This window comes from Paenimyroides ceti (assembly GCF_030409925.1).
The window spans coordinates 975648-1000500 of the sequence record NZ_JAUFQU010000001.1 but is presented as its reverse complement, the minus strand read 5'-3'; the positions used below and the strand labels follow the sequence as shown (position 1 = coordinate 1000500).

The 24853-nt window shown below is 35.0% G+C and carries 17 protein-coding genes; 8 read left to right on the top strand and 9 right to left on the bottom strand.

Annotation, left to right across the window (positions count from 1 at the left end; genetic code table 11):
* Positions 1-72: 72 nt before the first annotated feature.
* On the bottom strand, positions 73-708 hold the full coding sequence (locus tag QW060_RS04725) for a rhomboid family intramembrane serine protease (protein WP_290362502.1): 636 nt from the start codon (positions 706-708) through the stop codon (positions 73-75).
* A gap of 88 nt (positions 709-796) precedes the next feature.
* On the opposite strand from QW060_RS04725, the gene QW060_RS04720 reads away from it, so the two are divergent.
* Entirely contained in the window at positions 797-1684 is an 888-nt protein-coding gene (locus QW060_RS04720) for a lysophospholipid acyltransferase family protein (protein ID WP_290362501.1), read from the top strand.
* Between the two features lie 12 nt (positions 1685-1696).
* On the opposite strand, the gene glmM is transcribed toward QW060_RS04720, so the two are convergent.
* Positions 1697-3082 (bottom strand): phosphoglucosamine mutase, encoded by a 1386-nt coding sequence (gene glmM, locus QW060_RS04715; RefSeq protein WP_290362500.1) that lies wholly within the window; start codon positions 3080-3082, stop codon positions 1697-1699.
* A gap of 92 nt (positions 3083-3174) precedes the next feature.
* Here glmM and QW060_RS04710 point away from each other — a divergent pair, with 92 nt between their 5' ends.
* From QW060_RS04710 to QW060_RS04695, 4 genes are all read left to right on the top strand, one after another.
* Positions 3175-3783 carry an acyl carrier protein phosphodiesterase gene (locus tag QW060_RS04710; RefSeq protein ID WP_290362499.1) on the top strand — a complete coding sequence of 203 codons (609 nt, stop codon included), beginning with the start codon at positions 3175-3177 and terminating at the stop codon, positions 3781-3783.
* Positions 3784-3817: 34 nt separating this feature from the next.
* Positions 3818-5632, top strand: coding sequence for a chloride channel protein (locus QW060_RS04705; RefSeq protein ID WP_290362498.1), 1815 nt, complete (start codon positions 3818-3820; stop codon positions 5630-5632).
* A 141-nt stretch (positions 5633-5773) separates the two neighbouring features.
* Complete coding sequence (gene uvrA, locus QW060_RS04700; RefSeq protein WP_290362497.1) at positions 5774-8605, top strand: excinuclease ABC subunit UvrA; 2832 nt, start codon at positions 5774-5776, stop codon at positions 8603-8605.
* Positions 8606-8612: 7 nt separating this feature from the next.
* Positions 8613-9335 carry an LOG family protein gene (locus QW060_RS04695; RefSeq protein ID WP_290362496.1) on the top strand — a complete coding sequence of 241 codons (723 nt, stop codon included), beginning with the start codon at positions 8613-8615 and terminating at the stop codon, positions 9333-9335.
* A 177-nt stretch (positions 9336-9512) separates the two neighbouring features.
* Here the strand turns inward: QW060_RS04695 and secDF are convergent, their stop codons facing one another.
* From secDF to QW060_RS04670, 5 genes are all read right to left on the bottom strand, one after another.
* Complete coding sequence (gene secDF / locus QW060_RS04690) at positions 9513-12515, bottom strand: protein translocase subunit SecDF (protein WP_290362495.1); 3003 nt, start codon at positions 12513-12515, stop codon at positions 9513-9515.
* 355 nt (positions 12516-12870) lie between these two features.
* The gene (gyrB, locus tag QW060_RS04685; RefSeq protein WP_290362494.1) at positions 12871-14811 is read right to left on the bottom strand and encodes a DNA topoisomerase (ATP-hydrolyzing) subunit B; all 1941 of its coding nucleotides are present in this window, start codon (positions 14809-14811) and stop codon (positions 12871-12873) included.
* A 105-nt stretch (positions 14812-14916) separates the two neighbouring features.
* Positions 14917-15369: a hypothetical protein gene (locus QW060_RS04680; protein WP_290362493.1), complete on the bottom strand. Its 453-nt coding sequence runs from the start codon at positions 15367-15369 to the stop codon at positions 14917-14919.
* A gap of 63 nt (positions 15370-15432) precedes the next feature.
* On the bottom strand, positions 15433-17178 hold the full coding sequence (locus QW060_RS04675; protein WP_290362492.1) for a TonB-dependent receptor: 1746 nt from the start codon (positions 17176-17178) through the stop codon (positions 15433-15435).
* Positions 17179-17191: 13 nt separating this feature from the next.
* Positions 17192-20200 (bottom strand): tetratricopeptide repeat protein, encoded by a 3009-nt coding sequence (locus tag QW060_RS04670; RefSeq protein ID WP_290362491.1) that lies wholly within the window; start codon positions 20198-20200, stop codon positions 17192-17194.
* A 212-nt stretch (positions 20201-20412) separates the two neighbouring features.
* On the opposite strand from QW060_RS04670, the gene QW060_RS04665 reads away from it, so the two are divergent.
* The 3 genes from QW060_RS04665 to QW060_RS04655 are packed head-to-tail and all read left to right on the top strand — an operon-like array spanning position 20413 to position 22712.
* Positions 20413-21096 carry a cell division ATP-binding protein FtsE gene (locus QW060_RS04665; protein ID WP_290362490.1) on the top strand — a complete coding sequence of 228 codons (684 nt, stop codon included), beginning with the start codon at positions 20413-20415 and terminating at the stop codon, positions 21094-21096.
* Entirely contained in the window at positions 21097-21819 is a 723-nt protein-coding gene (locus QW060_RS04660; RefSeq protein ID WP_290362489.1) for a methyltransferase domain-containing protein, read from the top strand.
* On the top strand, positions 21816-22712 hold the full coding sequence (locus QW060_RS04655) for a glycosyltransferase family 2 protein (RefSeq protein WP_290362488.1): 897 nt from the start codon (positions 21816-21818) through the stop codon (positions 22710-22712). The genes QW060_RS04660 and QW060_RS04655 overlap by 4 nt, the downstream gene beginning before the upstream one ends.
* Here QW060_RS04655 and QW060_RS04650 read toward each other — a convergent pair.
* Both QW060_RS04650 and QW060_RS04645 read right to left on the bottom strand, forming a co-directional pair.
* Positions 22679-23779 (bottom strand): glycosyltransferase, encoded by a 1101-nt coding sequence (locus QW060_RS04650; RefSeq protein WP_290362487.1) that lies wholly within the window; start codon positions 23777-23779, stop codon positions 22679-22681. The two genes, QW060_RS04655 and QW060_RS04650, sit on opposite strands and share 34 nt — an antisense overlap.
* Positions 23752-24840, bottom strand: coding sequence for a glycosyltransferase (locus QW060_RS04645; protein WP_290362486.1), 1089 nt, complete (start codon positions 24838-24840; stop codon positions 23752-23754). Before QW060_RS04645 ends, QW060_RS04650 begins: the two co-directional genes overlap by 28 nt.
* Positions 24841-24853: the final 13 nt, after the last annotated feature.

Below are 24853 nucleotides of genomic sequence, written 5' to 3'. Positions count from 1 at the left end.
TTCCACAACTAAATACGTATTTTAATAAAAAAAAATTAAAACATCAAGAAACCAAAGAGGATATATCAATTTTTATCGCTTTTTAAGCATTACAATTAATAATATGATAGGAATGAATAATAATAAAGTTATCATAACATTCGCGACAATTAATTGATAATCGTACAATATTGTAACAAAAAGTCCTGCCAGAGCACCTCCTAAATGGGCTGTATGTCCAATCAGATCATTTTGTCTTTTCATTCCGTAAATAGAATACAACAAATAGCCTACTCCAACAATATAAGCGGGAATCGGAATGGGAATAAAAAACAGGTATAAACTCATTGTCGGATTGATAAGAATAGCAGCATATAAAACCCCCATAATGGCTCCGGAAGCACCGATAGCGGAGTAATATGGTTGACTCTCATGGATTTTGAGTGTAAACAGATTTCCGGCAAGTAAACTCACCATATAAATAAGTATAAATATACCGTCACCAAAATAATTGATGACAACAGGAGCAAAAAAGTAAAGCGTAAGGAGGTTAAAAAATAAATGTGCAATATCAGCATGTAAAAATCCGGAAGTCAACAACCGGTATTTTTCTCCGTTTTGAATACGGGCAATGTTGAATTTATATTTATCAAAAAAGGCAGGATCATTAAAGCCTTTAAAACTTACGATACCTACGGCTGCAAAAATAGCGATTAACAGTAAATTCATTTTTCAGTTTTGATGAGCAATATAATAAATATCCTGCAAAGCACTACCATAGGTAGTCTTTAATAAATTATATTTGCATAAAAAAATAATGGGTTATATAGCTTATGTATTCGTATATATTTTTTTATGGATGATCTCCATCCTGCCTTTCTCTATTCTCTATTTATTATCGGATATTATTTGTTTTATCCTTTACAGAATCATCAGATACCGTGTAAAAGCTGTTCGATATAACCTGGCATTGGCATTACCCTACTTAACAGACAAAGAACGTAAACAAATAGAAAAAAAATTCTACAGTCATATGTGCGATATGTTTCTTGAAATGGTAAAAACCCTGACCATTTCTGAAAATGAAATTAAGAAGCGCTATAAATTCACCAATATTGAGGTGGTAAAAGAATTTGAAAAAAAAGGGAAAAGTATTGTATTGATGTTGCCACATTATGCTAATTGGGAATGGATGGTTATTTTAGGAAAATACATTTCTTTCAAAGGATTTGGAATTTATAAAAAACTGGCAAATAAACATTTTGATAAACTGACACACGATATTCGTGCCCGGTTTGATGCAGCTTTAATCAGTACACGCGAAACAACACTTGCTATAAAAACTAATCAGGGAAAGGGTCTTCAGGGTACTTATCTTTTCCTTAGCGATCAGACTCCAAACTTAAGAAAAGGACTTCATTGGGAACCTTTTATGGGAGTAGAGGTTCCGGTACATATGGGTGCTGAAGCCATAGCAAAAAAACTCGATCTGAATATTCTTTACATAAAAGTACAAAAGATTAAAAGAGGATATTATGAAGCAACTTTCATTCCCATAACAGATAATCCGAAAGGAGAAGAAAAGTATAAAATTACCCGGACGTTTTTAGATCTTGTAGAAGCGCAGATTAAAGAGCAACCCGAATATTATTTCTGGACGCATAAAAGATGGAAACACCAAAACAAAAAAGAAGCGTTTGATTAAACGCTTCTTTTTTTATTTAATAATTTCTTTTATTTCTTCTATAATCCGCAACGCGAGATCATCTGCTTTTTTCTGAGATTTAGCCTCAGTATATATCCGTATGATCGGCTCCGTATTAGATTTTCTTAAATGTGCCCATTCTTCTGCAAAATCAATTTTAACACCATCAATAGTTGAAATTTCTTCCTGCGCATAGTGGGCTGTCATTTTCTCTAAAATCAGATCAACGTCAATTTCAGGAGTGAGTTCAATCTTATTTTTACTCATATAATACTGCGGATAAGATGCTCTTAAAGAAGCAACCGACTGATCCTGCTGAGACAGATGCGTCAAAAAGAGCGCCACTCCAACAAGGGCATCTCTACCATAATGCGTTTCCGGATAAATAATTCCTCCGTTACCTTCCCCTCCAATGATAGCATTGTTTTTTTTCATAAGCTCAACCACATTCACTTCTCCAACAGCAGAAGCTTCATATATCCCATTATATTTTTGAGTAATATCTCTTAATGCTCTTGATGAAGACATATTAGAAACAGTGTTACCGGGTGTTTTGCTTAATACATAATCAGCAACTGCCACAAGCGTATATTCTTCACCAAACATTTCTCCGTCTTCAGAAATGAAAGCCAGACGATCTACATCCGGATCTACAACAATTCCAAAATCAGCTTTTTCTTTCACAACCAACGCACAGATATCCTTTAAATGCTCTTTCAAGGGTTCCGGGTTATGAGGAAAATGCCCTGTTGGCTCACAGTACAGCTCTACTACCTCTACTCCCATTCTTTTCAACAGCGAAGGAATAACAATTCCACCACTGGAGTTGACACCGTCAACAACCACTTTAAAGTTTCTTTTCTTAACCGATTCTACATCTACAAGTTTTAAATTTAAAACTTCATTAATGTGTCGGTCCATATAATCCGTATTGTACGTAATGGTTCCCAGATCATCCACTTCAGCAAAAACAAAAGACTCCTCTTCAGCAATCTTTAAAATCTCAGCTCCGTCAGCTCCGCTCAAAAACTCCCCTTTTGCATTTAATAACTTTAGAGCATTCCATTGTTTTGGATTGTGAGAAGCAGTAAGAATAATACCGCCATCAGCTTTTTCCATAGCAACCGCTACTTCAACTGTAGGAGTTGTTGACAATCCAAGATCCAATACATCAATTCCCAATCCGATAAGGGTATTGACAACCAGATTATGTATCATAGGCCCTGAAATACGGGCATCTCTTCCAATCACTACTTTTAGGCGATCTTTAGTAAACTGTTGTTTTAAAAAAGTTCCGTATGCCGATGCAAATTTCACGGCATCAACCGGTGTAAGATTATCTCCGGTCTGCCCGCCAATCGTTCCTCTTATTCCTGATATAGATTTTATTAACGTCATATTATTTTTAGGTTATATGCAAATATATCAAACCTTCGTTTAATTAAACAGTCTGAGTAAAAAAAGCTTTAAAAAATCAGTATATTCGTATTATGAACTTTTTAGCACACATCTTTTTATCAGGGGATAATGATCGGATAAAAATCGGAAATTTTATGGGAGACGGAATCCGTGGCAAAGATTATCAAAAATTCCACGCTGATATTCAGATCGGTGTGCTCCTTCATCGCGAAATTGATAGTTTTACAGATTTCCATGAAATTTTCAGAACTTCTAAACATCGTCTGGTTCCAAAATTCAATCACTTTTCAGGAATCATAGTAGATATGTTTTACGATTATTTTTTGGCAAAAAACTGGCAGCTGTTCAGCGACATTCCTCTGAAAGAGTTCTCTCACAATTTTTATGAAATACTAAAAAAACATGAAAATGAACTCAACGATAAAACCCGCAATATGATGCCCTATATGATAAAATATGACTGGCTTTATAATTATCAGGATATAGAGGAGCTGGAGCGTATTTTAGGACAGATGGATCAACGTTTCGGCAAGAACGCCAACATGAAAGCGGCTGTTGCAGATTTAAAAAAGCATCATACCCTTTTTGAAGATGAGTTCTTTATTTTTTTTAATGAACTTCGCCAGTTTACAAAAGATAAAAAACAACAAATCATTACTGATTTTTCTATTGAAGAGTAGTGCCATTGTAAAGTAAACTCAATACTTTTGCTGTATGAAAAAAACAGATAAAAAAGGAATAAAATATTATGCCAAACGAACCTTCCGGTATATGGAGGGTATTTTATACCTGCTTAAATCTGTATTATCTGACAGGCAATTCATTTATTTATCCTGTGTAATTGTAGGTATTTCTTCTGCCGTAGCTGTAATCATTCTAAAAACTTTTGCACATAGTGTATTTAAACTCGTACACTATATTGACGGTTTTTTAAAACTTCCCTATCTCAACAGTATTTTACCTATTATAGGTATTCTCTTAACAGTGCTGGTAATACGGAAGTTTTTAGATGGAAGTATCGAAAAGGGAACTTCACAGATTATGATTGCCGTAGCAAAAAAATCGGGTATTATGCCCCGAAAGCAAATGTATGCGCAAATCATTACTAGCTCACTCACCGTTGGTATGGGAGGATCTGCAGGATTAGAGTCCCCAATTACCATTACCGGAGCTGCATTTGGTTCTAATTACGCACAGAATTACCGCTTAAATTATAAAGATCGTACGTTACTACTTGCCTGTGGTGTAGCAGCAGGTATTTCCACTGCATTTAATGCACCGATAGCGGGTGTATTGTTTGCAATTGAAGTTATTCTTGCCGATATGAGCGTTTCTGCCTTTATACCCATTATGATTTCTTCTGCTACCGGAACTATTTTTGCAAATGCCACTTTAAAAGAAGAAGTATTAATGTCTTTTAAACAACAGTTGAGTTTTGACTATTCCAATACTATATATTATGTGCTCTTAGGAATTCTGGCAGGTTTTTTCTCTATATATCACGCCCGGATGTTCCGAAAAACGGAGCACGTAATCAGCAATGTAAATAATAATCCTTATAAAAAAGCGCTCATCGGTGCCGGACTTCTTGCCATTCTTATCTTCCTCTTCCCTACTCTTTTCGGAGAAGGATATGAGGGAATAAAAGCACTGGCCAATGATAAAGCAGGACATATCCTGGATAATTCTCTCTTAGACAAGTTTAAAAAAAATCAATGGATTATTTTAGGCTTTGTTACTATGACCATGCTCATCAAATCCATTGCTACAGGATTGACATTGGGTAGTGGAGGAAACGGAGGAAATTTTGCTCCATCCCTATTTGTAGGATCTTATCTTGGCTATATCATATCCAAACTTATCACACTCAGCGGACTGAAAGAACTCTCTATCAGCAATTTTACCGTGGTGGGTATGGCAGGCGTACTCAGTGGCTTGTTTCATGCTCCTCTGACAGCTATCTTTCTTATTGCAGAGATTACTGGAGGTTATGGACTTATCGTTCCGTTGATGATTGTATCTTCCATTAGTTTTGCTATTTCCAAACGCTATGAAAAATATTCGATGGATATATTTACCATTGCAGATAAAGGAATCGTTTTTACATCGGATAAAGATAAAAACCTGCTCAACAGAATTGAATTGCACAATGTATATTCTAAAGAGATAAAAACGGTAGATACTACGGCTTCCCTTATGGATATAAAAGCCATTTTTTCTGCAACGGAACAGACGTTTATACCGGTTATCGACCATGAACAACAGATAGTAGGTGTTATTGACTTTAACAAGATCAGAAATATCATATTCAGTGATTTTCAATTGAAATATACCACGTTATCTGAAATAATGCAGCCTGCTGTAACCGCTTCTCTTTCTGACAATACAGGAAATGTTATCGCACTGATGGATGAACAGCACTTAGAATATATACTGCTTACACAAGACAATAAACTGGTGGGATATATTGAAAAAGCACATATTCTGGAAGTTTACAGAGAAAACCTGAAAAACCTGCGTATCGAATAATCCTTATTGCCATTTTCGAAAAGATACTCTATGAAGTTGGCACCAATCGGATTACTCCATTCATACAAATTCTAAAAGTTTAAAAAACATTTAGCTATCTAAGATTTTTGAAAATCGTATATTTGCGTTTTACATTTTTGTATGCAAAATTCAGAGGATAAAATTGAAGTTTTAGGAGCTCGTGTTCACAACTTAAAAAATATTGACGTAACTATTCCCCGTGAGAAACTCGTAGTGATTACCGGACTTTCGGGTTCAGGAAAATCATCGCTGGCATTTGACACCATCTACGCTGAAGGTCAGCGTCGCTATATTGAAACATTTGCATCTTATGCACGACAGTTTTTAGGTGGTCTGGAGCGTCCTGATGTAGATAAGATAGATGGTTTATCACCTGTTATAGCAATTGAACAAAAAACGACCAACAAAAGTCCGCGTTCAACAGTTGGAACTGTAACCGAGATTTATGACTTTATCCGTTTATTATATGCCAGAGCATCGGATGCTTTCAGTTATGAAACAGGAGAAAAAATGGTCAGCTATTCCGATGAGCAGATTCAGAAACGCATCAAGGAACAATTTCTGGAAAAACGCATCAACATACTATCCCCTGTTATCCGTTCCAGAAAAGGGCATTATCGTGAACTGTTTGAGCAAATAGCAAAACAGGGATTTGTAAAAGTACGTGTAGACGGAGAAATAAGAGATTTGGTTTCAGGTATGAAACTGGACCGCTATAAAACACATGATATAGAAATAGTCATTGACCGTATGGCTATTGATGAATCAGAAGCAACGGATCAACGTTTATCAGAAAGCATACGAACCGCAATGCATCACGGTGACGGCATTATGATGGTTCTTGAAAACGAAACTGAAGATGTACGCTTTTTCAGCCGTAATCTCATGTGCCCGAGTTCAGGAATTTCATACCCAAATCCGGAACCCAACAATTTTTCATTTAATTCGCCAAAAGGCGCCTGCCCCGTTTGTAACGGATTGGGAACCATCAATGAAATAAACATTGATAAAATAATACCTAACCGGGACTTATCAATAAAATCGGGAGGTATTGCTCCTATCGGAGAACAGAAAAGCAGCTGGATTTTCAAACAGCTTGAAATAATTGCACAAAAATTTGACTTTAAGCTCAGTGATCCGATCCGCAATATTCCGGCAGAAGCCTTTGATATGATCATCAATGGCGGTAAAGAAAGTTTCTCTGTGGCATCCAAAGTATTAGGAATAACAAAAGAATATAAAATTGATTTTGAGGGCATAGCCAACTTTATAAAAAATCAGTTTGAAGAGAGCGAATCTACAAGCATCAAAAGATGGGCGAAAGATTTTATGGACGAAATTACCTGTCCTTCCTGTAATGGCAGTCGTTTGAGAAAAGAATCACTTTATTTCAAAATAAATGAGAGCAATATTGCTGATCTGGTAAGTATGGATATAGATCAGCTACACAACTGGTTTAAAAATATTGAAGAAGACTTATCCGAAAAACAAAAAACAATCGGTAGAGAAATTATTAAAGAAATTACAACAAGATTATCTTTTCTACTCGATGTAGGTCTGAATTACCTAAGCTTGAACAGAAGTTCAAAATCCCTGTCCGGAGGAGAAGCACAGCGTATCCGTCTCGCGACACAAATCGGTTCCCAGTTAGTGGGCGTTTTATACATTCTGGACGAGCCAAGTATTGGTTTACATCAGCGTGATAATGAAAAACTTATCCATTCGCTGGAACAATTACGCGATTTAGGAAATTCTGTTTTGGTGGTAGAGCATGATAAAGACATGATTGAAAGAGCAGATTATGTGATTGATATCGGTCCTAAAGCGGGTATTAATGGTGGACAGATCATCAGTGCCGGCACACCTGCTGAATTATTAAAAGAGAAGACGATTACTGCTCAATATCTCAACGGTACATTAGAAATAGCCATTCCTTCCGAAAGAAGAAAAGGCAATGGGAAAAAGATAGAATTAACAGGAGCTACCGGAAATAACCTTAAAAATGTGAACGTTTCGTTTCCTTTAGGTACTTTGATTTGTGTTACAGGAGTATCCGGAAGCGGAAAATCCACACTTATCAATGAAACCCTATATCCAATTCTAAATGAACACTTTTTCAATGCGGTAAAAAAACCACAGCCGTTTAAAAAAATTACCGGACTTGAACATATAGACAAAGTAATCGGTATCGATCAGAGTCCGATTGGGCGTACACCCCGTTCCAATCCGGCAACGTACACCGAGGTATTTTCAGAGATAAGAAATCTGTTTACAAAAACACCTGAGGCAGCTATCCGCGGATACAAACCCGGACGCTTTAGTTTTAATGTAAAAGGAGGACGTTGTGAAACCTGTGAAGGATCTGGTCTGAGAACCATTGAAATGGGCTTTTTACCTGATGTATACGTAGAGTGTGAAACATGTCAGGGCAAAAGATTCAATCGTGAAACACTTGAAATTCGATACAAAGGAAAATCAATTGCCGATGTTTTGGACATGACAATTGACGAAGCAGTTGTTTTTTTCGAAAATATTCCTAAAATTTACAGAAAAATAAAAACCATACAGGATGTTGGTTTGGGTTATATCACTTTAGGACAACAAAGCACAACCCTCTCAGGAGGTGAAGCGCAAAGAATAAAGTTATCTTCTGAACTTTCCAAAAAAGATACGGGAAATACCTTTTACATTTTAGATGAACCAACCACCGGTCTGCACTTTGAAGATATACGCGTATTGATGGATGTCATTCAAAGACTGGTAGACAAAGGCAATACGGTTCTCATCATCGAGCACAATATGGACGTCATCAAAATTGCGGATTACATTATTGACATCGGCTATGAAGGCGGTAAAAACGGCGGGCAGGTCGTAGCAAAAGGTACACCTGAAGAAGTAGCAAAAAACAAGAAAAGTTATACAGCAAAATTTTTGCTGAAAGAATTAAAATAGAAAAGAAATGAGTGAAAATTTTAACGAAGACGATATTAAAATTAAAAAAAGCTTAGAACAAAAATCGTGGAATGAAATAAAATCAAACGATTCATGGGCTATTTTCAAAATCATGTCAGAATTCGTAAACGGATATGAAAAAATGGGACGTATTGGTCCTTGTGTATCTATTTTCGGATCAGCGAGAACCAAACATGATGATAAGTATTATCTGTTAGCTGAAGAGATTGCATTTAAAGTAAGTAAAGCAGGATATGGTGTTATTACAGGTGGTGGACCAGGAATCATGGAAGCCGGTAACAAAGGAGCTCATTTAGGAAAAGGAACGTCTGTGGGTCTTAATATTGATCTGCCATTCGAACAGCATTTTAACCCTTATATAGATCATGACAAAAACCTGCAATTCGATTACTTTTTCGTGCGAAAAGTGATGTTTGTAAAATACTCTCAGGGATTTATCGTAATGCCCGGAGGTTTTGGTACACTCGATGAATTGTTTGAAGCGATAACGCTTATCCAAACTAAAAAAATAGGAAAATTCCCGATTATTTTAGTAGGATCTGAATTTTGGAGTGGTTTGTTTGAATGGGTACAAAAAGTATTACTGGAAAAATATAGTAATATCTCAGAACACGATATGAACCTGATAAAAATTGTAGATTCATCAGATGAAGTTGTAAATGTATTGGATAACTTCTACAAGAAGTATAACTTAAGTCCGAACTTTTAATCCAAAACAATATTTCTACTATAAAACAGTCCTGAAAAGTATATTCAGGACTGTTTTTTTATTTAATTATCTTCTATCAAGCATAATGCTCTTATTATAAATAATCGTACAGATAGCCAGAAATAAAAAACCCCGGAAAATGAAATTCCGGGGTTTTGTTATAATATATAAAAGATATTATTTACTTTCTTCAGCATCAACGATACCACCGTTGGCTTCTAAATGCAATCTTTCAATTTCTAATTTATCTTTTTTAGGCATTGTATCTACCAGAATTGGTGTTGCCAGGAATAAAGATGAATATGTACCTACGATGATACCGATTAACATGGCAAATATAAATCCTCGGATAGAGTCTCCACCGAAAATAAACATAATCAATAATACCAAAATCAATGTCAAAGAAGTATTGATCGTTCTTGATAAGGTAGTATTAACCGAATCATTTACAATCTGATTAAAATCTCCTTTTGTTTTACCTAATAAAAATTCTCTTACACGGTCAAATACAATTACGGTATCATTCATGGAATAACCAATAACAGTAAGAATCGCCGCAATAAAGTGTTGATCCATTTCCATGTGGAATGGCATAAATTTATACAACAGGGAATAAGTACCCAATACAAATATTACGTCGTGAGCAACTGAAGCAATCGCTCCTAATGAATACTGCCATTTTCTGAATGAAATAAACAGGTAAAGGAATACTACTGCCATAGATCCGATAACCGCCCAGAATGAATCTGTTTTAATGTCATTAGATACAGTAGGGTTAACTTTTGATGCCTGTACTACCCCTAACATTTCTGAAGTAGATGAAGGTTTTATAAAATCTTCGTATGAGATATTATTTGTATAAAACCCTTTCAATCCTTCATAAAGCATTTTGTTTACTTCTTCATCAACTTTTGAACTTTCGCTGTCAATTTTATATTTTGTAACAATTCTCATTTGTTTATTGTTACCAAACTGTTTGGTTTCAACATTTACACCAAATGTATTTCCTAATTTTTCTGAAATTTCAGATGGATTTACAGGTTTATCGAAACGCACCTGGAATGTTCTACCACCAACAAAATCTACTCCTTCATCTAATCCATTTACTGCAAATGAAGCAAAAGATCCGATTACGATGATAGCAGAAATAAAGTAAGTAACCTTTTTCATTTTGATAAAGTCAAAATGGAAATTGGTAAACCAGTTTTTGGTAATGCTGGTACAGAAATTAACGATTTTGTTATTTTTAAGATCTCGGTCTAAGAAAATACGTGCAATAAAGATCGCTGTAAATAAAGAGGTAAAAATACCGAATAACAAAGTAGTTGCGAAACCTTTGATCGGTCCTGTTCCAAAGATAAATAAAATAATACCTGTAAGGATGTGTGTTACGTTAGCATCAACAATAGCACGCATAGCTCCATGCCAGCTGTAAGAAGATGAAATGGCATGAGAGAGTGTATTTCCTGCTCTGAGTTCTTCTTTAGCTCTTTCATAGATAATGATATTGGCATCTACTGCCGTACCCATTGTCAGTACAATACCTGCAATACCCGGTAATGTTAATACAGAACCGAAACTTACAAGAATACCAAACAAAAATAGTAAGTTGATTACCAAAGCGATATTAGCATACCATCCTGCTCTACCATAGTAAAATACCATCCACAAACCAACAATCAATAAACCTGCAATAGCAGAAATAATACCATTGTCAATTGCTTGTTGCCCTAATGAAGGTCCAACAATTTCTGAAGAAACAATATCTGCTGAAGCCGGTAATTTACCTGCCTTTAAGATGTTTGCTAAATCTTTGGTTTCTGCTACAGTAAAATCTCCTGTAATAGAAGAGTTACCTCCTGAAATAGGTCCTGTAGAAACTCCTGGAGCTGAATAAACAATATTATCTAAAACAATTGCAATATTAGTTTTTTGTGTAAAAGCTCTTCCAGTAAGCTCTTCCCAATCTTTTGCTCCTTTCGTATTCATAGACATTGACACAGCCGGTTTTCCCATCTGATCAAATTCATCTCTTGCCCCAGTTACTACATTTCCTGATAACGGAGCAATATTTTGAGCATTTCCTCTTAAAGCATATAGCTCAGTAAGATTAGAACCTTTTTTCAATTTACCCCAAGCAAAACGAGTATATCTCAATTGTCCACTTAATAAATTGCGGATTTCAGGTCGCTTTAAATAAGAATTTACTTTTGCAGTATCCGATACATTAAAATATCCCAATACAGGTGATCCCTGCATTCCAGGAGCCTGAATCAAACTTAATAATGGACCTGCGTCTTCTTTTTTCTGATTAGTAGAATCTTTAGAAACACCGGTCAATAATTTATCTACATCAGAGGTTTCTGCCTTTTTAACGGTATCATTTGTTGCTGTAGTTTCTGTCTTTGCAGCTTTCTCAGAATTTTTTAAAGATTCGTTAGCCGCCAAAAGAAAGTTTCCGATCTCATCAAGTTTATAGGTTTCCCAAAATTCAAGCTGAGCTGTACTTTGTAATAAACTTTTTACGCGATCAATATCTTTTGCTCCCGGTAATTCTACCAAAATACGTCCGGATTCACCCACCATCTGAATAGTAGGAGATACAACTCCAAACTTATCGATACGTTTACCCAATACACGATAAGCACTTTCGATTGATTCTTTTACTTTAGCATTTAAAACTTTCTTTACATCAGAATCAGACATTCCTGTAGTAACTTCCGGTAAGTTTCTGTTAGCAAAAATTTCTGCAGATGCTAATTTTACTTTTCCGTTTGATAATTTGTCAAATGTTACATAAAACGCATCCAGATACGTTTGATTTCCTAATCTGTTTTTTTCTGTTTCTGCTAAAGCCTGGTTAAAGACAGCATTGGTAGAGTTGTTTGACAATCCCTTTAAAACGTCTTTAACGGAGATTTGCAACATTACGTTTACTCCTCCTTCAAGATCCAGACCTTTTTGAAGTTGTTTTTCTCTAACTTCATGAAAAGTATGTCCTAAATAAACTTCTTCATTTGCTATAGAATCAAGAAAATGAGCCTCTTTTGTAAGGTCTCCCTGAGCAAATTCCTTTGCTTTTTTCTCATAATGATTCGTAACAAAGGTGAATGAAAGTTGATAAATACATACCAGCGCAAAAATAATTGCAATAAACTTTACGAGTCCTTTATTCTGCATTATTACTAAAAATTAATTAATTTATTTATTTGCTTATTAGACCAATAGCGAGAGGCTTTTTTCTAATAAACGGACAAATATAAAACTTCAATAAAGATTAACCAATAAAATAAATCATTATATTTTTGATTTTATTAAGAAATATAACATCTTTTGAGGCATTAAAATAACATAAGCCATAATCGGGGAACAGAAAAAAAAGAAAATTGAGTAATATAGTATGAATTTTCTGTTGTTGATTACAACTTTTTCAAGCAGTTGAATATAATAAAAGGACAAAATATAACAGTAAAATGTGCCTATAAAAAAAGTCCCATGAGAAAAACTCATGGGACTTTTTTATCTTGATTCACGATTAGGCATCTATTCGCGCGTATGTTGCATTTTTCTCGATAAAATCTCTACGTGGCGGAACTTCATCTCCCATTAACATGGAGAATACACGATCTGCTTCAGGTAAACTGTCAATAGTAATCTGACGCATTGTTCTGTGCTCCGGATTCATGGTTGTTTCCCATAACTGTTCAGCATTCATCTCTCCTAAACCTTTATAACGCTGTACGTTTGCTCCTCCTCCCATCTGTTCCAATAAGGCCAAACGCTCTTCTTCATTCCAAGCATATTCTTTTTTGGTTCCTTTTTTAACAAGGTATAATGGCGGTGTAGCAATGTACACATATCCTTTTTCTATTAATTCACGCATATAACGGAAAAAGAACGTAAGGATTAAAGTAGCGATATGGCTACCATCGACATCGGCATCACACATGATGACTACTTTGTGATAACGTAATTTTTCAAGATTAAGAGCTTTACTGTCTTCTTCGGTTCCGATCGTTACTCCCAAAGCGGTAAAGATATTTTTGATTTCTTCGTTTTCAAAAACTTTGTGGTGCATCGCTTTCTCAACGTTAAGTATCTTACCTCTAAGTGGCATAATTGCCTGAAAATTTCTATCGCGACCTTGTTTTGCAGTTCCACCTGCAGAATCTCCCTCGACAAAGAAAATCTCACATTTTTCAGGATTCTGTTCAGAGCAATCCGACAGTTTACCAGGTAAACCTCCTCCCGTCATAACGGTTTTGCGTTGAACCATTTCCCGTGCTTTCTTAGCTGCGTGGCGTGCCTGAGCGGCTAAGATTACTTTTTGCACTATGGTTTTTGCGTCATTTGGATTTTCTTCCAGATAATTTTCCAACATTTCAGAAACTGCCTGTGATACAGGAGAAACAACTTCTCTGTTTCCTAATTTGGTTTTGGTTTGTCCCTCAAACTGAGGCTCCATTACTTTGACAGAAACAATAGCTGTAAGCCCTTCACGGAAGTCATCTCCGCTGATTTCGAACTTTAATTTATCTAATAATCCGGAAGCATCTGCATATTTTTTCAGGGTACGGGTCAATCCCATACGGAATCCCTGAAGATGCGTTCCTCCTTCATGTGTATTGATATTATTTACATAAGAAAAAATATTTTCTGAATAACTGTCGTTGTAGATCAGGGCTACTTCAACCGGAATTTCTCCTTTTTCATTTTCCATACTGATGACGTGGCTGATGATTGGCACACGGTTTCCGTCCAGAAATTTCACATATTCTTTCAATCCTTCTTTTGAATGAAAAGTCTCTGCTTTTGCCTGTCCGTTTTCATCAATTACCCTAAGATCTGTAAGGGTAATGGTAATTCCTTTATTCAAATAAGACAGTTCTCGTAATCGAGCTGCCAACGTATCATAAGAATACTCTAATGTTTGGGTAAAAATAGTACCATCCGGCTTGAAAGTGACTTTAGTTCCGGTTATCGCCGTTTCACCGATAGGTCTTGCAGGGTATTCTGCTTTACCTCTCGCATATTCCTGCTCCCAGATTTTACCATCACGGTGTACTTCAGCTCTTAAATGGTCTGAAAGAGCATTTACAACAGAAACACCAACACCGTGAAGTCCACCCGAAACTTTATACGAGTCTTTATCAAACTTACCTCCGGCTCCGATTTTGGTCATGACTACTTCAAGAGCAGAAACACCTTCTTTTTTGTGTAAATCTACTGGAATACCACGTCCGTTATCCTGAACCGTTACAGAATTATCTTGATTAATGATTACCTGAATAGAATCACAATATCCTGCTAATGCTTCATCAATTGAGTTATCAACTACCTCATAAACCAAATGGTGTAAACCTCTGACACCAACGTCTCCAATATACATCGACGGACGCATTCTTACGTGCTCCATCCCTTCTAATGCCTGTATACTGTCGGCAGAATAAGTATTCTTTTTTACTTCTTCACTCATAATTTATAATAAAACTATATTTTTCTTGCTTTAACAAGCAAATATACAAAAAATAAGCTTCTTCTGCAACTCTTAAAACGCATTAAACAACGTATTTAAGCGTTTTTAAAGAATATTTTCTATTGTATAGATTACCTCATTAACCGAAACCTTGTCGTGCAGTTTTTTACCCATCAACTGGCTTCCTAAAGGAGAGTGTACTGAGACGGCAAAAACGTTTGAGCCGTCAATCACAACTTTGGGTAATGCTTCACTGATAAAAATCAACAAGCCGTTTGTCTGCACAAGACTTCCCAAAACAACTGTTTCAGAAAGCATATTAATATCAATCTTCTGAAGTTTTTGTTTCTGTAGGTTATATTCTGCCAGTTTATGATTGAGCTTTTCCTGTTCTAAATGCATCATAGAAAGAGCGGTTTCGTGTTTATCTCCGGCAGAACTTTTAGCATCATTTTGTGCATCAGAGGCCAAACCGGCAATCATATCCTGAAACGCATCTATTTTGTCCTGAAGTAATTGCTGATGCAAAGAAACCAATCGTTGTTTGAATGTATCCATTGTTACAATAATTAAAAAAAAAGACCCTATAATTGGGTCTTTTATTATGATATATATTGTTTTTTAGAAATCAAATTTATACATAGCCCCCAGCATTACCTGTATTCCCTGTACCTGATAACTTTTCCACTGTTGGTATTTCTGGTCAAATAAATTATTTCCTTTGATAAAAGCGGTCCATTTGTCTGTAGGTCTGTATCCTACATACGCATTTACATCTGCATAGCTTTTGAGTTCTATAGTACTGTTTACGAAATCAACTCCATTGTTGCTGAATCCGGACAGATCAAAGCGTTGACCTACATAATAAATCTGCGTTCCGGCAAACCATTGTTTATTGAAGTCGATATGTATTTTACCACCAATGCGGGCATCCGGAAGGTTATATGCTTCTCCCAAAACATCCATCTTATATTTGTTATACTCCCCTGAAAAAGCAATGGTTACATTTTCAGAAAAATCAAGATTTATTTCTCCAAAAGCACTGAAAGTATTTACCAGATCATAGGTTGTCTTAAAAGAATTTCCATACTGGTATCCTTCTCTGTTTGACAGAGCATAATTCATAGGATTAGAAACAAACATCATTTTATCTTCTTCAGATTTGTATGATAAACGGATATTATAAGAAGCATTATGGTATAACTTACCTTTCAGACCGGCATACAAATCATATAACTGGCGCGTAGGGCGAATTTCAAAAACAGGAGCGATAAACGGATTGACTTCCGAAATATCTGCATATGAATTCTGTGTAAAACCACCGTCAGCTCCGGCATAAGCAATAACAATATCTTTGACCAGATCTATATTAGCCTTTACCTTCGGATAAATTAATACGGTATTTTCACTGTCTCCGTTAGATTTACCGATAATAGATCCGACACCAGCTCCCAACTGTATATTATAGTTATCTCCGTCAAAACGAATGCTTGGCTCAACAGATAATCCCAGAAAAGAATATTTGTCAGCATTACCGTTTACAGCACTAGTTCCAAATGTGGTATTCAGATAATCTGCATTTAATACGACATTAATGGTTTGATTTTCGAGTTCAATATTGAATTTAGGCTTAATATAGAATCTGTTTTCCTTGGCATCAAACTTGTCCCAGAAGTACTTATACAGCACATCAACCGATTCAAAAACCCCGACATTATTCTCAAATTTACCGGCAGCATGTATATTGGTATATTCGTTTTTCACATCAATATCCGCAAGATTAATACCTGAAAAATTATATTCATCTTTTGCCAATCCATACCAGTTGAACTGGTTGCGATTTACTCCAAAATTCAAATTCCAGTTATTATCTGTATTTTTACTCCCAAGTGTTAAATCTAAACCTGTTTTAGCATATTTATCATCCAGATCAATGTTTTTGATACCGCCCGATGAGGATAGATGGCTTAAAATTCCACCTACATACATATTGTTATCCAGTTTTTCTACAATACCGAGTTCTCCGTTAAAAGTACCGTAATTTCCATAACTCAGCATGGCATAATTGTTATAAAAACGGTTTAGAGTATCATTATCTACAGTAGCAGCTTCTCCCTTGTCAGGAGCAAAAGTTGAGGCTACCGGAAATGAAAAAATGGTATATTTTATTGGTTTTTTCTGATTGTTATCTTCATCATCTAACGAAGGAAGATCTTTTATTTTAAAGGCGTCATTTACTGAAGCCTGATACGGAGACACGAGAGTTACTCTTTCGGTTCCGATATTTTCTTTATTTTTTTCCTGAGCATTTGCAATTCCGGAAAATAACATCACAAATGCAGCGCTTGTATATAGAGACTTTTTCATTCTACGATCTTTATTATTTTACGGAGGAATTACGTTTTGATTCTTCGGATTTAATTTTTGCCAGTTCTGCTTTTGCCTCAGCTACAACATCTGAATAAGAAGTAAAATTCGAAATTACATTTTCTAACACATAAGTAGCCTGATAGCTATCCTTTAATCCGTAAAAGTTTTTTGCCATTACAATCAGTCCTTTTGCTCCGAAATATTTATAGCCGGAATAATCTTTTGCCAGTTTTTGTATCACTGCGTTTGATTCACTGTATTTTTTATCTGAATTTTTGAAATAAGCATCATAATAAATTGCCTCAGCTGCCAATTCTCCACTCGAAGATTTTTGTAAATCAGCGTAGGCTTTTCTCGCTTTGGTTACATCACCTGCAGCAAAAGCAGCTCTGGCAACGATTACCTGAGCATCTCCTTTCATGCGTTTGTCTGATTTACTGTTTGCCAATACTTTATCAGCATAGGCTACTGCTGATGTGTAATCATCACTATCGTAATAGATACGCATCAGATTAGACTGCGCAAATAATTTATTCTGATCATAACTGGCTCCTTTTTCTAATTGTTTTAATAAAGAAGTTGCTTTCTCATTATTCTTTTCAGAAAGATAGATGGTAGCTAATCGCATCAGCGATGCTTCTGTATATTCACTTTGCGATTTACTCAATACAAATTCATAATGCGGGATCGCATTCTTATTCTGGCCATCAGAAACGTATAATTCTCCGAGATTGAAATGCGCTTTTAAAGCATTTAATCCTGTAGGATACGTTTTAAGATACTCGTTGAATCCTGAAATTGCCTGCTTATTATTATTCTGTACAAACTGTTTTTCTGCAGCTTCGAAAGAATCATTGTCGAGATCCGTATTGGAAATATCAACAAAATCAAGGTTTTTAACCCAGGCAGCAAATTCGGCTGTATTACCTGAATCAACATAAATCAGACGCGCACTTTGCACTGCTTCGACTGCATCAGGCGAACCCGGATATTCTGCAACAACTTTTTTATAACGCTCTAACGCTTTTGTATTGTCTTTGCCATTGTAATAAATCAATCCCTGACGTAACATTGCTTTTGAAACATATGAACTGGAAGGATAGGTAGCAATCAGTTTATTAAAAGCTGTGATCGCTTCACTGTTTTTATTTTCGTTGGCATAGGTATTTCCTAATTCATAAAGGGCATCATCTGCATACGATGACTGCGGATAGGAAGTGATGAATTTATTTAAATCCTGAATCTTGGTGTCTGTACGACCTACAAATCCGTAAGAAATAGCTTTTTGATATAAGGCATAATCAACATCTGCGGTCTTTGAGTCAATTACTTTGTTATATGCTTCCATAGCCGGCCAGTATTTACCATCTACAAAATAGCTGTCAGCCATTCTCAGATAGGCATCATTCTTTTTAGCTCCGTCAGAAGCTGTTTTTGTATAAGCATCAAAATGTTGAGCGGCATTGGTGTAATTTTTTAGTTTAAAAGCTGCGTACCCTAAACTATAATTAAGTGTTTTCGCCTCCGGTGTTTTTTCAGCCTGTGGTAACCCTGAAAAAGTTTTGAAAGTATTATACGCATCGGAAAAACGATTAAGTGCATATTCAGCTTCGCCTCTCCAATAAGTAGCTCGTGATACGAATCGATTGTCCTGACGTTCAGCTATAGATTTATTAAAGAAATCAAGTGCCTGGCTGTATTTACCTTCTCCGTATAATTCTACTCCGCGATAAAAAGTTACTTTCTGATAGGCGAGTTTATTAGAAGGCGTTCTGTTTTTTTCCAGTAATGCCAATGCTTCTTTATAATTTTTCGAAGTTATATAAGAATCAATAAGCAGGTCATTAATTTCTTCTTTATAAGCGGTATTCGGATATTTTGCGAGAAATGAAGTCAGAATCTCAGGAACACTCACATATGGGTTTCCGATTTCATAACTCAATTTAGCATAGTTTACATAAGCATCTTCCTGAATTTTAGTATTAAAACTCATCTCAGAAGCATTTTTGAAAGCATTTAATGCCTCGGTCTTCATATCAGACTTGAGATAACTCTCTCCCAAATGGTAATAGGCATTCTGTGCTACTGCATCTGAGCCTCCGATGATTTTATTAAATTCAGCTATGGCTTTGTTATATTGTTTTTGTTGGTAATACGTATACCCCAACTGATAGAAATCAGTATTGTTCCAACGGCCGTTTTTTCCTTTATAAGCTAAGAGATACGGTAAAGCTTCATCATATTGCTGTAGATTGAAATAACTCTCCCCTATTATTTTAGAAAGCTCTGACTGCTCTTCTTCCGTTGCTTTTGGTAATTGTGATTTTGCATCTTTGATGGCTTGTTCAAAATTTCCGGATTTAAAATTCATATCCGATTTGAAATAGCCCATCTTTTCATTATACTTTTCCTTATCTGCTACTTCACCAAAGTATTCTTTTGCCTGAGAGTATTCATCTTTAGAATAAGAAATATATCCAAGATAGTATTTTGCCTGATGTCCGTATTCTTCGGAGTCTTTGATTTCAGTAAATAAAGCTTTTGCTTTATTATAATTTTTAGCATCAAAAGTAGCATAAGCCGTTTGAAATTTGACTCTTTCTCTTACTGCAGGAGCCAAAATATTTTCATTGATCTTACTGGAATATTGCAAGGACTCTGCATACATTCCTTTTTTGAAATAGTAATCGCTAATATCTACATATGCCTGTGCCTGCTTGGAGCTTGTCGGATAATTGTAGACAAATTGATTTATTTTTTCTTCTGCTCCGTCCTGCCCGAGACGAATGGCACAATTGGCAATATAATAAGCACATTCTGCCTGAATCTCATCATTTGTATTTTTGATGCGTACTTCATCAAAGAGAATTTGTGCAATACCGTATTGTTGTTCGTTATATAAAGCCACGGCTCTTTCAAACTTTGCATTTGCATCTGTATAAATCGCAGATTGTTGTGCATTTGCGTGCAAGGAACCCAAAGCAAGGGATAAATAAAATAAATTATTTAATTTACGCATTGTCAATTTTTTTTAACTTCAAATATATCAAATATATGTAGGTAATAACGTGGTTTGTGAAATATTATTACTTTTTTTTATTCGAAAAAATCCATTTTAAAACTCAACCTATTGCTTATTCCTATTCAAATCCTCATCATGAAAAATGTTTTTATCGTATTGTTTTCAAAAAAAGAAAATAACTTGCTATTTTTACATAAAATTTCTACAAAATGTCAAATACAATTTTAGCATTACAAGGCGTTACTATCTATCAGGAAAATAATCCGGTTTTATCTAATGTTTCATTAGAAGTCAAAAAAGGAGAATTCATCTACCTTATCGGAAAAACAGGTTCAGGAAAAAGTAGCTTTATGAAAACCTTGTATGCCGATTTATATCTGACTAACGGAGAAGGACATATTGTAGATTTTGATCTTAGAACCTTAAAAGAACATCAGATTCCTTTTTTAAGAAGAAAAATAGGTATTGTATTTCAGGATTTCAAATTATTACCCGATCGTAATATCTATAACAATCTGCGCTTTGTACTCAAAGCAACGGGTTGGAAAAATGAAGCAGAAATCAGAACCCGAATTGAAGAGGTTCTGGAACGTGTAGGTATGCTAAACCATAGCCAAAAAATGCCACATCAGATATCAGGTGGTGAGCAACAGCGTGTAGCCATTGCCAGAGCATTATTGAATGATCCTGAGCTGATTCTTGCAGATGAGCCTACAGGAAATCTCGATCCGCAAACAAGTGTAGAGGTAATGGAAGTACTTCAAAAAATTAATCAAAACGGAAGAACCATTTTAATGGCGACTCATGACTATGCTTTATTGCTCAAATATCCTGCTAAAACACTCAAATGTGAAAGCGGAAAAATATTTGAAGTAGTACAAAAAACGGTGTAAGTGTATATATTTTTAAAAAAAATAACTAAAAAGTTAATTCCAAAAAACATTTTATACAGGAATGAATTTTTATTTAGAAAACTTATTTATTTAAAATATAAAGGAAACAATTATCATTGTAACGCTTGTAATGCCCGGTTAAAAAAATTCATTCCGATTACTGATGACCTTCTATGCCCGGCTTGTGGAAGTAGAAGCAGGACAAGACTATTGTGGCAAATACTAAAAGAAAAGCACCTGATAAAAGGTACCGTACTTGATTTCTCACCCCCTCGTATTATTTATAGAAATTTAAAAAAGCATACAGGGATTGAATATTACTCTTCAGATTTCGAAAACGAATTTATAGCAGACTACCATTTTGATATTACTAAAATTGAAAAAGAAGCCAATAGCTTCGATTTGATTATGTGTTTCCATATTCTTGAACATATTTCTAATGATGAAAAAGCCATCAATGAATTATATAGAGTGCTTAAAAAAGAGGGAATTGGGCTCATACAAACCCCTTTTAAAGAAGGTGATATCTATGAAGATTATACTATAGTCTCTGAAGAAGAAAGATTAAAAGCTTTTGGTCAGGAAGATCATGTACGCGTATATTCTGTCAAAGGTCTGACGGAACGTCTGGAAAAATCCGGTTTTAAAGTTACATCTATCGAACAACAACCCATACCCCATTTAGGTATCAATACAGAAACAATTCTCCTTGTAAAAAAATGATCTCTATTTTAATCCCAACCTATAATTATAATGTTTACGCTCTGGTTTCTGAAATTCATGAGCAATGTACAAAAGAAGGTGTCGTATTTGAAATCATTGTATATGATGACGCATCAGATACGTTTCAGGATGAAAATAATGCTATAAATACTCTGGATTATTGTTCCTATAAAATTCTCAATAAAAATATCGGGAGAAGTGCTATAAGAAACCTGTTAGCGGAGAATGCCTCTTTTCCATGGCTTCTTTTCTTAGATGCTGATGTTTTTCCGGATAAAAAAGATTTTATAAAAAATTATCTGACAGAATTAAGCAAGAATAAAGCTGAAGTGATTTATGGTGGAATTATATATCAGAAAAACAAACCGGAAGCAAAAAAACTATTGCGCTGGATATACGGAAATGAACGCGAAGCTTTGTCATTGAAAGACAGAGAAAAAAACATCTATCTAAGTTTTTTAACCTTGAATTTTTTGATTCAAAAACAAGTATTCAAAAGAGTGCATTTTAATGAAGAAATACCAAATTTAAGATATGAAGATATGCTTTTTTCTTATGATCTGATGGTCAATAAAATTACGGTCATGCACATTGATAACGTAGTTATTCACTATGGAATTGAAAACAGTGAACTTTTCTTAAAGAAAACGGAAGAATCATTGATCGGCTTGTCATTTTTATTGAATCATGATTACATACCGGTCAACTATGCTTTAATTACCCGGGTTTATGCTTCATTAAAGAAAAAAAGACTGCTATGTATACCTAACTTTTTTTATACATTGTTTGAGAATAGATTTAGAAAAAACTTGAAAGGGAAACACCCTAAATTATGGGTTTATGATTTATATCGCTTAGGCTATTTTATTTCTCTGAATAAAGCATCCCAATAAGACATAATAATTTCTAATTTATAGAGATCTGAAGTCTGCTTAGCATTCTGCCCCATTTCTTTTCTCAGAATGCTATTTTTTATTAGAGTATCAACAGCTTCCACAAACTCAGCTTCGTTTGTAACTCCGAAGCTATTTCTTTTATTTAAAAAATCACCATTACCAATATCGTTATAGTATACTATTGGCAGGCAACATTGCATAGCTTCTAAAAAAACCATTCCGAAAGATTCTGAAAAAGAGCCATGTAATAAAAAATTTGCCTCTAAGTATTTTTCTTTGATTTGTGCTGTAGGTGGAAAAACATATACGTTTTTTTGCAGATTATAGGATGCTATTACTTCATGTATATCATATTCTTCCGACGCTTCTCCAAATATATCTAATACATACTCAGGATGTTTATCTGTAATTTTCTTCCAGCCACTTAACAAGCGATTATAGCCCTTTAAGGATATCAGACGTCCAACTGCTATTGCTTTTTTATGATTTAATGCATTATCATTTTCCACATAAAACGATAACGGATTTGGAATAACTAATTGCTTAGAAAGATTTATATCCGGCAAAACAAATTCATCTCTTAAAACTACTACCCTCTGATACTTCGACAAATATTTATCAATAAAAAAATTATTCATATATTTTTTTATTCCTTGATATCCTGTTTTATAAAAATGTTTGGGACTTGCATGAAGCTCATATATACAAGGAATCGAATCGGGTACCCATTCCCTTATAAAGAGTCCTTTTATCCCATTGTCAGTTACCAAGACAATATCAGGCTGAATCTCATTTATCTTCTTTTTACTTTCTTTTTTTAATTCTAACAAGCTCATAAATCCATTTACCTTTATTTCAGAAAAATGAATCTTTACTTTGTCTGAAAAACAAAAAAAAGGAAGTTGCCGGGTATCATTAGTAGATATGATGTGTACTTTATAGCCCAAAACATCTGCAAGAAAGTTTACTTTCAAAGATAAAACCCGTGATACCCCTCCGGAATCCGTTATTTTTGAAACAAAATACAGTAATGTTTTCATGACATATTCATTAATTCTATCCATTGTTTTCCAATAGCTTGTAAATCGAATTTTTGTACAGATGTCTTGGCATTTTTTTTACAATATGCTAAGAGTTTTTCTTCTGTCATCATACGATCCATCGCTTGGGTAAGAGCCGTTATATTCTGATTTTCAACAAGCAAACCATTGTATTCATGTTGGATAATTTCGTCAGGGCCAGACAAACAATTATAAGATATAACAGGTGTTTCACAAGCCAGACATTCTATGAGTACATTAGGCAGCCCTTCAAATGCACTACATAATACTAAAAATTTTGCCTGTCGCATATACGCATATGGGTTGGATTGAAACCCTGTAAAATACACCTTATTATCACATCCCAGTTGCTGTGCCAATTCTTTATATTCATCCATCAAAACGCCTTCTCCGCAAATAACTACAGGCCATTTCTTACAGGAAGCGGAATATGCCTTTACTAAATGATCAATTTGTTTGATCCGATTTTCCATTTGTGCAACAACAAGAATAAAAGGATTTCTTATATCAATTGGTTGCTCCATATAGTGAAATACTTTTTCGAAATCAACCGGATTATAGATGAGCCGCAGATTATTAAAATTATATTCTTTCTGTAGTTTTCGATGAATGAATTCCGTTATCGTGATAATTGAAAAAGCTTTTTTATAAATAGCATCCGCCCATCTTCTATTTATGGGGATATAGTGATCAATAGCAGAACTGTGGATCGTTAGAATCACAGGTGCATTATACACCCATCTTGCTATTAGCAATTCCTGAAACCTTTTGGTACGAAATCTAAAATCTATTATATAATCAAATTTGTTTTTTCTAAAATAAACAAACAAAGCTTTTAAGCGTGTAAAACGGCCAAACCAGCCCTCATTAGACTTGTATTGCTGTGTAGAGAAAACAGTCCCTTTAAAATCGTATCCGACCTCATCAATTACTGTCACAATATGTACATCTATACCACAGGCATCAAAATATTTAGACAGATTAGCCATTACCCGCTCTGAACCACCACCACCTAACCTGTACGCTACCAAAGCAATCTTGTATTTTTTTTGTAACTTAGTCATTGATTGAATACAT